This window comes from Flavobacterium sp. NPDC079362 (assembly GCF_050267765.1).
In the GTDB taxonomy this organism is placed as follows: domain Bacteria; phylum Bacteroidota; class Bacteroidia; order Flavobacteriales; family Flavobacteriaceae; genus Flavobacterium; species Flavobacterium azizsancarii.
The window spans coordinates 1-12,004 of record NZ_JBNNFM010000002.1 but is presented as its reverse complement, the minus strand read 5'-3'; the positions used below and the strand labels follow the sequence as shown (position 1 = coordinate 12,004).

Here is a 12,004-nt window from a genome sequence, read left to right as displayed (position 1 = left end):
CAACTTAAATCCCCGAAAGGCACTTTAATTAATTTAAAGTGCCTTTTTTGGTATTCTTCTCAATAGAAAAATGGCTGTGACAAAGAATATTCCCAAAATAACAATCGCAGAACGGGAACTTCCTGTAATTTGATCTATAATTCCGTAAACACACATTCCTATTACGATTCCTATTTTTTCAGCAACATCATAAAAACTAAAAAAGGAAGCTGTATCTTCTGTTTCAGGTAATAACTTTGAATATGTAGAACGCGACAGTGCCTGAATTCCCCCCATTACAAATCCTGCAATAGTTGCGGCAATATAAAAGTGGATTGGCAAATAAATAAAATAAACAATCACACAAAATACTACCCAAATAGCGTTAATCACGATCAGGGTTGGAATATTTCCAAATTTAGCCGAGCCTTTTGAGGTTAATATTGCTCCGGCAACAGCTATTATTTGTATCAGTAAAATACTAACAATCAAACCAATTGTAGATTCTTCTTTAGACTCCCATTGAATTTCCTGGGCTCCAAAATAGGTGGCTACCAATAATACAGTCTGTACTGCCATACTTGAAACAAAAAAACCTCCCAAATAACGTTTTAGCGGAATGTTTTGTTTTAATAATGCCCAAACCTTCTTTAATTCATTAAAGCCATTAAAGATAGTTGATCTTGTTAATTTTTCATTATTATTTTTTCTTCCATTCGGCAAGTAATAATAAGTATACTGACTGAATACGATCCACCAGACACCAACCATTACAAACGAATAACGCATTGCTTTCATTGCTGCTTCCCCGTCTGATCCCGTAATTCCAAAAAGCTTTGGTTTCATAATCATTGCCAGGTTGATGATCAATAAAATTACACTTCCAATATATCCTAACGAATATCCTTTAGCGCTAATACTATCTTGTTGCTCTTCAAAAGCGATGTCCGGTAAGTAAGAATTGTAAAAAACCAAACTTCCCCAAAAACCAATTAATCCTAAAAAATAAAAAGCCAATCCGATATAAATATTATCAAGGTCAAACCAATATAATCCGATACAAGATGTAGCTCCCAGATAGCAGAAAAACTTCATGAAAGATTTTTTATTTCCTACATAATCAGCAACTCCTGATAATAATGGGGACATAAAAGAAACAAACAAAAATGCCATCGCTGTAATAAAACTGATCAAAGCCGAGTTTTTCAAATGCATGCCAAAAACATCAATATAATGATCGCGCTTCGCAAATAAGGCTTCGTAAAAAATAGGAAATACTGCAGATGCAATTGTAAGGGTATAAACTGAATTTGCCCAATCATAAAAGGCCCAGGCGTTTAGCAGTTTTTTATCTCCTTTTTGTAAGTTTTTCATAGACATGGTTTTGTTAACAGGCTACGAATTTATCCAATTTTTATTATAATCAGGTAGAATTTTGATAAATCGTACATTAATAAATTATAAACAATTTTTACAAAAAAAAAGCTACTCTTAAAAGAATAGCTTTAATAACTTGTATTGAATAATGTAATATTTTTTATTTTATAACTCCTACTTTTAGTGCTGTTGCTTTTGCTTCCGGAATTAGCGATCTTATATTTGCAATTCTTGTTGCGTCAGAGGGGTGTGTACTCATGAATTCAGGTGTACCTCCAGCCCCAGATTTAGCAGACATTCTAGTCCAGAATGCAATTGCATCATCCGGATTATATCCTGCAATTGCCATTAAGGTTAATCCTATTTTATCAGCTTCAGTTTCATTACTTCTGCTAAACGGAAGCATCACTCCTACTTCAGAACCAACACCGTAAGCTTGAGCAAATATTTGTCTGGTTACCTCAGATTTTGTGCTTGTTGCAGCATCTAATGCGGCGCTGCCAATTTGTTGCAATTGTGCGGCACTCATTCTTTGTGCTCCGTGGTTGGCTAATGCGTGCGAAACTTCGTGACCCATAACTGTGGCTAAACCTGCATCATTTTGAGTAATAGGTAAAATTCCTGAATACACAACAATTTTTCCACCAGGCATACACCAGGCATTCACTTCTTTACTGTCAACTAATTTATACTCCCATCGATAATCTTTTAAGTATTGCGACTGTCCTAAAAATGTCAGGTATTTTTCTGCAGCAGCTTTAATTCTCATTCCAACTGCTTCTACTCTTTTTGCATCTGCAGTACCTGTTATAACTTTATTTTCTGTTATAAAAGTATTATACTGTTGAAAAGAGGACGGAAACAATTCACTGTTTGAAACGAAATTTAGGTTTTTCTTTCCTGTAACAGGATTTGTAGCGCAACCAACTATCAAAACAGCTGTAAAAATCCCCAATATTAATTGTTTTTTCATGATCGATATATTTTTAAAACACACAAAAATACAATTATTATTACTTTATGATTTACATAATTAATCAGGAAAATACCAAAATTTACTTACTCTCCAATAATATGAAGTTCATTGAACTCTTTATCAACCAGTAAGAAATGATTCTCTTCAAAAGCGATGGCGTCAAATGCAACCTTTTCATTGTCGATTTCAATTTCTGTTACTTTAAATGGCAATCCAATTAAATTGATTTTATATTTTGAGTAAGGTGTATCGTATTTTCCTTCTTTATGAAGTTGAATTATAAGTTCTTTTTCTTTACCAATAGTTCGAAAAGACAAGAAGCTGTATCTACCTTTTTTATAGTCGTAACCATCTTGGGCATCTTCATAAACTACTGATTTTTCTTTACCGTTTTTAAAGTATAAATCAAGTGTTAATTCATCAAATTCAAATTCGCCAACATATTGCTGAACAGGATATTTTGGTATTATTGCACCTGCTTTTACAAATAGTGGAATTTCGTCAAATTTTGTATCTACCCATACTTCTCTTCCTCCTGTAGAAAACTCATTTGTCCAATAGTTATACCATTCACCTCTTGGGATATACATACGTCTACCTACAGCATTAGGTTCAAGAATTGGGCATACTAATATTTGATTTCCAAAAATGAATTCATCGTTACGATAATGCGTTTGCGTATCGTCCTGATCATAATATACCAATGGTTTCAACATTGGAATTCCTTCTTCAATATATTGCCAGAACATGGTATACAAATAAGGCAATAATTGATAGCGAAGACTAACGAACTTTCTGGTAATATTAATCACTTCTTCATCAAAAGCCCAAGGTTCCTGATTGCCATGGTCCCCGGATGAATGTGTTCTGCAAAAAGGATGAAATACTCCTAACTGAATCCATCGTGCGTATAATTCTCCGGTTGGCTGCTCAGCAAAACCTCCAATATCTGAACCTGTAAATCCCATTCCGGAAATACACATTCTTTGTACCTGAATATTAGCAAGCCACAAATGTTCCCAGGTTGCGACATTATCTCCTGTCCACGACGAAGTATAACGTTGTGCTCCTGAATATGCAGATCTCGTTATTACAAAAGGACGTTTAGGATATGCAAAGCGCTTCACGCCATGATAGGTCGCTCTTGCCATTTGTGTACCATAAATATTATGTGCTTTTCTATGGCTACAAGGATTTCCGTCGTAATCGTGGCGAACATCCATTGGAAATGTTTTATTTGGCACCTCCATAACTGCAGGCTCATTCATATCGTTCCAAACTCCTTTTACACCAATATCTGAAATTAATTCTTTAAATAATCCCGCCCACCATTCTCTAACTACGGGATTTGTATAATCTGGAAAATTACATTCTCCCGGCCATACTTTTCCTTTCATATAAGGTCCATCGGCTCTTTTACAGAAATAATCTTTTTCTAAAGCTTCCTGATAAACCCAGTAATCCTTATCTATTTTGATTCCCGGATCGATAATTACGACAGTTTTAAAACCATCTTCCGCTAATTCAGCCACCATTCGTTTTGGATCAGGAAAATAATCTTTATTCCATGTAAAACATCGAAACCCTTCCATATAATCAATATCCAGATAAATGGCATCGCAAGGAATTTTTAATTCTCTAAATTTTGACGTAATTTCTTTTACTTTACTTTCAGGATAATAACTCCATTTGCATTGATGATATCCCAAAACCCAAAGTGGCGGTAATTCAGGCTTACCCGTTAAGTCTGTGTATGTCGTAACAACATCTTGCATTTGAGGACCGTAAACAAAATAATAATTCATTTCGCCACCTTCTGCCCAAAAGCTGGTAACATTTCTTCTTTCCTGACAAAAATCAAAAAAAGTTCTAAAGGTATTGTCGAAGAAAATACCGTAAGATTGTTTGTTTTGCAGTCCTATATAAAAAGGAACTACTTTATATAAAGGATCTTGTTCTTTTTGATAAGCATATTGATCTGTGGCAAAATTTTCAAGTCTTTTGCCTTTTAAATTCATTTGCGTGGCTTTATCTCCTAATCCGTAAAAACATTCTCCGTCTTTAGAAGATTTACTCATTTTTACGATATTTCCACCGTATTCATAGCTCTCTTCCCAATGAAAGCCAAGTTCGTCCTCCAGGATTAAAAGATCATTTAAATCATAAATAGACAAACGAAGATCGATTTTCTGAATTTTACATTTTACTTTACTTGTTCTGATCTGGAAATAAGTTTCTTCTTCTGTAAGTTCTAAAAAATTATAACCATGTAACTGCGATTTATCAATTGCATATGAAAAATCGTTACTGAAATAGCCTTTTGTAGTAAAACGAAAACGGATCAAACTGTCCCTTAGAATTGTAACTTTTAATATTACTTTATTGTCTGTATTAAAAAATATAGAATCTCCTTCATGTTCAAACGAAACAATTTTTGAGGGATATAAATCGCCTTTATATTCTAATGATGTATTTGTAATCATATCGCTAAATGAATTAATTATTCTGACTCTGTCTCTCTTTCAAACATACAAAAAAACCTCTTAAACGGCTATCAATAAAAGGTTTATTCACGAAAACGTTTTTTCTGAATGAGTCTCTAATTATTACTTAAAAAATAAACAATTCGATAATTTTAAATCGTAAAACTAACAAATTGGTACTGTAAAAAAACTCCTTATCTTTTTACGAATAAGAATAAACGGTAACACTTAATGGAGGTAAAATTAATTCGACAGAATAATCCCTGCCATCATAAGCTATAGCTTCAGTTTTTAAGGTTTTGGCATTTCCAACACCGCTGCCGCCGTAAATGACAGCATCACTGTTAAAAATCTCTTTTAACTTGCCTTTTTTAGGTATTCCTATTCTGTAATTTTCCCTAATTACCTGGGTAAAATTGCAAACCACAATTATGTTTTCTTCCGGATTATTTCCTTTTCGGATATAAGACAAAACAGCATTTTGATGATCCGAATAATTAATCCATTCAAAACCTTCTCCCGAAAATTGTTTTTCATACAGCGCAGGACGAGATTTATACAATTGATTGAGATCTGTAATCAGCTTTTTTATTCCGGAATGGTAATCGTATTGCAGTAAATGCCAGTCTAAACTTTTTTCAAAGTTCCATTCATCGCTTTGCCCAAATTCAGAACCCATAAATAATAATTTAGTTCCTGGATGAGTAAACATATAACCGTATAATAATCTCAAATTAGCAAATTTTTGCCATTCGTCGCCGGGCATTTTATTCGCTAGTGATTTTTTTCCATAAACAACTTCGTCATGAGAAAACGGAAGCATAAAATTTTCAGTAAAGGCGTACGTCATCGAAAATGTCAAATCATTCTGATGGTATTTTCTATAAACAGTTTCTTTCTGAAAATACTTTAATGTATCGTGCATCCATCCCATCATCCATTTCATTCCAAAGCCCAAACCACCTGTAAAAGTTGGTCTTGAAACCATAGGAAACGAAGTGCTTTCTTCAGCAATAGTTTGAACTCCATAGAAGTTAGCGTAGATAACTTCATTAAATTCTTTAAGAAAACTAATGGTATCCAGATTTTCTCTACCACCGTAAATATTGGGTTCCCATTCTCCTTCATTTCTTGAATAATCAAGATATAACATCGAAGCTACGGCATCGACGCGTAAACCATCAACATGATAATGTTGGAGCCAGAAAACAGCATTACTTATTAAAAATGCGCGAACTTCATTACGTCCATAATTAAAAACCAAACTTTTCCAATCAGGATGATATCCTTTTTTGCGATCAGGATGTTCGTATAGATGCGATCCGTCAAAGAACCCTAAGCCGTGTGCGTCATCTGGAAAATGTGACGGAACCCAGTCTAAAATCACTCCAATTCCTGCCTGATGCAGTTTATCAACCAGAACCATAAAATCCTGTGGCTTCCCAAAACGAGACGTGGGGGCAAAATATCCAGTCAATTGATATCCCCACGACGGATCATAAGGATACTCCATTATTGGCATAAATTCGACGTGTGTAAAACCTGTTTCTTTTACGTAGTTTACCAAATCATCAGCAAGTTCAAGATAAGTCAAAAAACGGTTATTGTCACCACGTTTCCACGATCCCAAATGTACTTCATAAACAGAATAAGGTTTATCTAAACCATTTATTTCCGGACGCGATTGCATCCATTTTTCATCTTTCCATTTATAATCCAGATCCCATACAACAGAAGCCGTATGAGGTGGTTTTTCACAATACAAAGAAAAAGGATCAGCTTTCTCAGTGACAATTCGATTAATGCTAGATTCAATTTTATACTTATACACCGCACCTTTTACAACATCAGGAATAAAACCTTCCCAAATTCCGGAAGAATCCCAACGTACCTGCAGCAAATGCTCGCCTTGGGTCCAATAATTAAAATCCCCCACAACAGAAACAGATTGAGCTGTTGGAGCCCAAACCGCAAAATAAACGCCTTTTATTCCGTTAACTTCAACTAAATGCGCTCCTAATTTTTCGTATAATTTGAAGTGTTTTCCCGCTTTGAATAAATCAATATCAAAATCAGTAAACAAAGAATGCGTGACAACTTTACTCATATTTGGTTTTTATGGCAATAATTAATTTTAATAGTTTTATTCGATTCTAAAATTATCCGAGAGTACAACCCCTTTTTTAATTACTACGATACCATCTTTTATACTGTACAATTCATTAGTAAAATTGTCTAAATGTTTTCCGCCGTTAATATGAACATTGTTTCCTATTCGCACATTTTTGTCGATCAGGGCGTTCTTTATAAAACAATTTTCACCTATACCTACATGAATCTTATTAATAGTACTTTCATTATTCATCTCATCTAGGTCCTGATAAAAATCGTTCCCCATTACGTAACAATTTTCCAATACAGTACCTACCCCAATTCTGGATCGAATACCAATCACAGAACTTTTTATCTCCTTAGCGTTAATTATACAGCCTTCAGAGATTAATGACTGATTTATGATAGAATTTCTAAATTTAGATGGAGGTAATAATCTTGGTCTGGTAAAAATCTTATTCTCGTTGTCAAACAAATTAAATTCAGGAATATCCGCAGTTAAACCAATATTAGCCTCAAAAAATGATTCAATATTCCCAATATCTGTCCAATATCCTTCATATTGATAGCTCAAAATTTTATGTTTACCTACAGCTTGCGGAATGATTTCCTTACCAAAATCTTTTGTATCCGGATTCGCCATTAATTCTTCAAGCAATGGCTTGTTAAAAATATAGATTCCCATCGAAGCCAGGTATTTTTTGCCTTTTTCTTCCATATGCTCGCTTACCTCAGATTCCCATTGCGGTAATAATGACGCATCTGGTTTTTCGATAAAAGCTTCGACACAATTCTCATGATTTGTTTTTAGAATTCCAAACTCCGGAGCGTCTTTAGCATTTACCGGTAAAGTTGCAATAGAAATTTCTGCATTTGCCGCAATATGCGCTTCCAGCATTTCGTTAAAATCCATTTGATATAATTGGTCACCTGAAAGAATCAAAGCGTGATCGAAATCGTGTTTTAAAAAATGTGACATACATTGTCGAACAGCATCTGCAGTTCCTTGAAACCACGTTGGATTATCCGGGGTTTGTTCTGCTGCTAAAATGTCAACAAATGACTGACTGAAAATACTAAAATTGAATGTGTTTTTAATATGTGCATTTAAAGATGCCGAGTTAAATTGTGTCAAAACAAATATTTTGAAAATATCAGAATTGATACAATTTGAAATAGGAATATCGACCAATCGGTATTTCCCTCCAATTGGAACTGCCGGTTTTGATCTGGTTTCTGTTAATGGATACAAACGTGATCCTTGTCCTCCTCCTAAAATAATGGCAACTACATTTTTCTTTTTAAACTTCATTTTTCTCAATTATTAAGGTGTATATCTCGATATATTCTTGGCAAACTCGCTCCCAGGAATGGTCAATTTCCATTCCCATTTTTCTTATTTTATAAAAACTTATTTTATCATTGTATAATTTCACAGCACGATTGACCGAATAACAAATATCTCCAACCGAAGCCTGATCATGACATATTCCGTTTCCGTTATCGCCAAAATCAATTACTGTATCTCGCAAACCTCCTGTTCTTCTCACAATTGGAATCGTTCCATAACGCAAAGCATACATTTGGTTTAAACCACAAGGTTCTACTCTTGAAGGCATTAAAATATAATCTGAACCTGCATAAATCAAATGCGCTAATTCTTCATTATAACCTATAAAAACATTATAATTGCCATTATAATCATTTCGCAACTGCAGTAATTGTTCTTCTATTGCTGAATTTCCCGATCCTAAAATCAGAATATTAATATTTTCGAAATTTTCAGATAAGGCCAATGCTGATGCCTGAGGCAATAAATCGCCTCCCTTTTCTTCAAATAAACGGCCAATAAAACTAAACAGTGGTTTTGTTGCATCTAATTCAAATTGCTCGCATAGTTTTTCCTTGTTTTTTTGTTTTCCTGTTTCAGAAGTTTCAATCGCATAGTTTTCAGCAATCATTTGATCTTTAGACGGATTCCATACTTCAAAATCGATTCCGTTTAAAATTCCTTTTGATTTTTCCCTAACCGACCTAAACAATGTTTCTAATCCATTTGCAGAAATATTTATTTCATTCAGATAGCTGGGAGAAACAGTGGTAACAGCATGTGCGCATTTAATTCCGACTGCCAATGAGTTAATGGAATTGTTCCACTCTAAGAATCCAACATGAGTTAAATCAAATTCTGGTAAATAACGTAATTTATCAAAACCGAACCAACCTTGGTATAAAGCATTATGAATCGTAATTACTGTTCTCACAGTCCTTAAACTTTCATATTTATAACCATATTTAACCAGGAATGGAATTAATCCTGTATGATGGTCATGACAATTAATAATATTAGGTACCGTATTTCTCGTCAAAATCCAATCTAAAGCAGCTATTTGAAATGATAAAAATCGTTCTATATCGTCGTCATAGCCGTAAATATTATCACGATTAAACAATTCACTAATTTCTATCAGATACAATTCATAACCTAACTTATCCGTTGTCTCCTTTAATACTCTAAACGGAAAATCAAAATCTCCCAGAGATATGCTTCCCTGATGAACACAATCAAAATCATTTTCATTTTTGAACTTTGTGTTATAACACGGAACAACAACCCGAACCTGATGACCTGCATTCTTTTGATATTTTGGTAATGCCCCAACAACATCCGCCAAACCACCTACTTTTGCCATAGGATAGCACTCGGCGCTAATATGAAATATTTCCATGTAGAATTTATAATCGTATTAATAAAACTAATTTCTAAATTATTTTTTTTAGTAAGCATTCATTTATATCTTACTTTTATGTTTCCTAAATTTAGGAAAAAATAAGCATAATTAAGGCTTCAGACAAAAATTATTAATATGGCAAAAAAGGTTACTAATCCTACTCAATCCTTAAAAATTCCACAGGTTATTATACTTTCCGGTAAATTACTCGCTTTTATCTCACCAAAGCTGGCTACAAAATTTGCGGCAAAGCTTTTTACAACTCCCATAAAACATAAAACTCCCAAACGAGAGTTTGAGATGGATGACAAAAGTATCAAGAATAGAATTTTCGTTCCGGCAATTAACAAAAGTATCGTTACATATAAGTATGGAAAAAGTGACCAGAAAATTTTGTTAGTTCACGGTTGGTCCGGTCGCGGTACACAGTTATTCAAAATAGCCGATGAACTTGTTCAAAAAGGTTACTCCACTATAAGTTTTGATGCGCCCGCTCATGGAAAATCTGAGGGAACAACAACAATAATGTCTGAATTTATTGATTCTATTCTGGAAATAGAAAAGCAATATGGTCCCTTTGAAATTGCAATTGGGCATTCACTTGGCGGAATGTCTGTTCTAAACGCAATTAAAGATGGTTTAAAAGTAAAAAAAGCTATCGTTATTGGAAGCGGAGATATTGTGCAGGATATTTTAGATGAATTTATTTTGAAGCTTGGATTAAAACAAAAATTTAGCGAGCGTCTTCGTTTTCTCTTTGAAGATAAATACCAAGTAAAAATGGATGATTTTTCAGCTTATCGGGCGGGACAAAAAATTCAGATTCCTGTTCTGGTAATTCACGATAAAGATGATCCGGAAGTTCCTGTAGAAGCAGGAATTCACATTCACAAACATCTGAAAAATGGAAGTTTATTCTTAACTGAAGGTTTAGGACACAGAAAAATCCTTGGCAATCAAAATGTTATAAAAAAAATTCTTGATTTCATCAAAAGTACCTAATTTTGTGATAGTTATACTTTTATTGTTTAATCTAAAAACTGCATTACGATGAATTTATTTGGAGAAACATCAGATTGGGAAACTAAGTTAAAACCTATTTTAAAAAAATATAAAGGAAAAAAACATCCCTTAGAATATAAAAATACTTACCAGCTATTAGTTATGGTAGTTTTATCTGCTCAGGATTCTGACGCAAATATTAATACTATTGCGCCTGATTTATTTGCTAAATTTCCAACACTAAAAAGTTTATCTGAAGCTGATTCAGAAACTTTTATTCCATATATAAGCAAGATTCGAAATTATCCGACAAAAGCACAATGGCTTCTCGAAATTGCCAAAACTATAAAAAATGATCAGGATATTCCCTTGACAATGCAAGGATTGACTGCGTTAAAGGGTATTGGTCGAAAATCTGCAAATGTTATCTTAAGAGAAACTCACAAACCTGCCGAAGGTATTATAGCAGATTTGCACGTAATTCGCGTAGCTCCCCGAATTGGAATAATAAAAGAAAGCAAAGACGGAAATAAGGTCGAAAAAGATCTAATGCAGGTATTGCCAAAATCAATTTGGTCAGAGATTGGAATGGCAATTTCATTCTTAGGAAGAGAGACTTGCCGACCAAAACCAAAATGCGAAGAATGTTTGCTTACAGATGTATGTCATTACTATTTGACAGAAGTAATTTAAACCTAGTTTTTTAGTCTGTTGGATAATATTTAATGATATAAATTATTGAAGTAATAATTATCTTTATGGCGTTTCCCTCCGGGTCGGGCTGTTCGCTAAATCTTTTGCCTAAGATATTTTGTTTTTTTAGAAGTATGGTTTTTCGCAAAAGGATACCGCTGCCATCCCTAACGCGATCTATGGTTAACTACAAAATTTATTTTTAAAAGAAATTCCAAATTTTAAAAATCCAAATTTCAAAGTTTTTTTACGTTTAGCCTTTGCGAGCTTTGCATTCACAAAGAATTTAAACTACTTTGCGTCCTTTGCGGTTAAACCATACCTGATTTTCAGAAAAAATCCAAAACATTACCCATGCATCTTTGCGAACTTTGTATTTACAAAGAATTTAAAACTACTTTGCGCGCTTTGCGGTTAAACCAAACTTGATTTTCAGAAAAATCCAAAACATTACCCATCCAGCTTCGCGAACTTTGTATTTACAAAGAATTTAAAACTACTTTGCGCACTTTGCGGTTAAACCACACTTGATTTCCAGAAAAAATCTAAAACAAAACAACTTTCCACAATTGCATTTGGTCACAAAATATCATCGGATCCAGCTTTGCGAACTTAACAATTACAAACTTTCCTTGCGCACTTTGCGGTTA

At 33.9% G+C, this 12,004-nt stretch carries 8 protein-coding genes; 2 read left to right on the top strand and 6 right to left on the bottom strand.

From position 1 onward, the window contains the following. Positions 1-33: 33 nt before the first annotated feature. From ACQKCJ_RS02210 to ACQKCJ_RS02185, 6 genes are all read right to left on the bottom strand, one after another. Positions 34-1,353 carry an MFS transporter gene (locus ACQKCJ_RS02210; protein ID WP_427401260.1) on the bottom strand — a complete coding sequence of 440 codons (1,320 nt, stop codon included), beginning with the start codon at positions 1,351-1,353 and terminating at the stop codon, positions 34-36. A gap of 163 nt (positions 1,354-1,516) precedes the next feature. Continuing rightward, positions 1,517-2,329, bottom strand: a complete 813-nt coding sequence (locus ACQKCJ_RS02205) for a M48 family metallopeptidase (RefSeq protein ID WP_271334694.1) — start codon at positions 2,327-2,329, stop codon at positions 1,517-1,519. 86 nt (positions 2,330-2,415) lie between these two features. Continuing rightward, positions 2,416-4,815 carry a glycoside hydrolase family 31 protein gene (locus tag ACQKCJ_RS02200; RefSeq protein WP_427401259.1) on the bottom strand — a complete coding sequence of 800 codons (2,400 nt, stop codon included), beginning with the start codon at positions 4,813-4,815 and terminating at the stop codon, positions 2,416-2,418. 202 nt (positions 4,816-5,017) lie between these two features. Further along, entirely contained in the window at positions 5,018-6,922 is a 1,905-nt protein-coding gene (gene glgB / locus ACQKCJ_RS02195; protein WP_271334692.1) for a 1,4-alpha-glucan branching protein GlgB, read from the bottom strand. Positions 6,923-6,958: 36 nt separating this feature from the next. Further along, positions 6,959-8,239, bottom strand: coding sequence for a glucose-1-phosphate adenylyltransferase (locus tag ACQKCJ_RS02190; protein WP_271334691.1), 1,281 nt, complete (start codon positions 8,237-8,239; stop codon positions 6,959-6,961). Continuing rightward, positions 8,229-9,656, bottom strand: coding sequence for a glycogen synthase (locus ACQKCJ_RS02185; protein WP_271334690.1), 1,428 nt, complete (start codon positions 9,654-9,656; stop codon positions 8,229-8,231). The genes ACQKCJ_RS02190 and ACQKCJ_RS02185 overlap by 11 nt, the downstream gene beginning before the upstream one ends. Positions 9,657-9,794: 138 nt before the next feature. Between ACQKCJ_RS02185 and ACQKCJ_RS02180 the strand changes: the two genes are divergently transcribed. Next, positions 9,795-10,661, top strand: a complete 867-nt coding sequence (locus ACQKCJ_RS02180) for an alpha/beta fold hydrolase (protein ID WP_271334689.1) — start codon at positions 9,795-9,797, stop codon at positions 10,659-10,661. Between the two features lie 48 nt (positions 10,662-10,709). Then, positions 10,710-11,354, top strand: a complete 645-nt coding sequence (locus tag ACQKCJ_RS02175; RefSeq protein WP_271334688.1) for an endonuclease III domain-containing protein — start codon at positions 10,710-10,712, stop codon at positions 11,352-11,354. Positions 11,355-12,004: the final 650 nt, after the last annotated feature.

Coding starts and splice junctions, on each gene's coding strand:
- ACQKCJ_RS02210 (WP_427401260.1), bottom strand. CDS start 1,353: ATGAAAAACTTACAAAAAGGAGATAAAAAACTGCTAAACGCCTGGGCC.
- ACQKCJ_RS02205 (WP_271334694.1), bottom strand. CDS start 2,329: ATGAAAAAACAATTAATATTGGGGATTTTTACAGCTGTTTTGATAGTT.
- ACQKCJ_RS02200 (WP_427401259.1), bottom strand. CDS start 4,815: ATGATTACAAATACATCATTAGAATATAAAGGCGATTTATATCCCTCA.
- glgB (WP_271334692.1), bottom strand. CDS start 6,922: ATGAGTAAAGTTGTCACGCATTCTTTGTTTACTGATTTTGATATTGAT.
- ACQKCJ_RS02190 (WP_271334691.1), bottom strand. CDS start 8,239: ATGAAGTTTAAAAAGAAAAATGTAGTTGCCATTATTTTAGGAGGAGGA.
- ACQKCJ_RS02185 (WP_271334690.1), bottom strand. CDS start 9,656: ATGGAAATATTTCATATTAGCGCCGAGTGCTATCCTATGGCAAAAGTA.
- ACQKCJ_RS02180 (WP_271334689.1), top strand. CDS start 9,795: ATGGCAAAAAAGGTTACTAATCCTACTCAATCCTTAAAAATTCCACAG.
- ACQKCJ_RS02175 (WP_271334688.1), top strand. CDS start 10,710: ATGAATTTATTTGGAGAAACATCAGATTGGGAAACTAAGTTAAAACCT.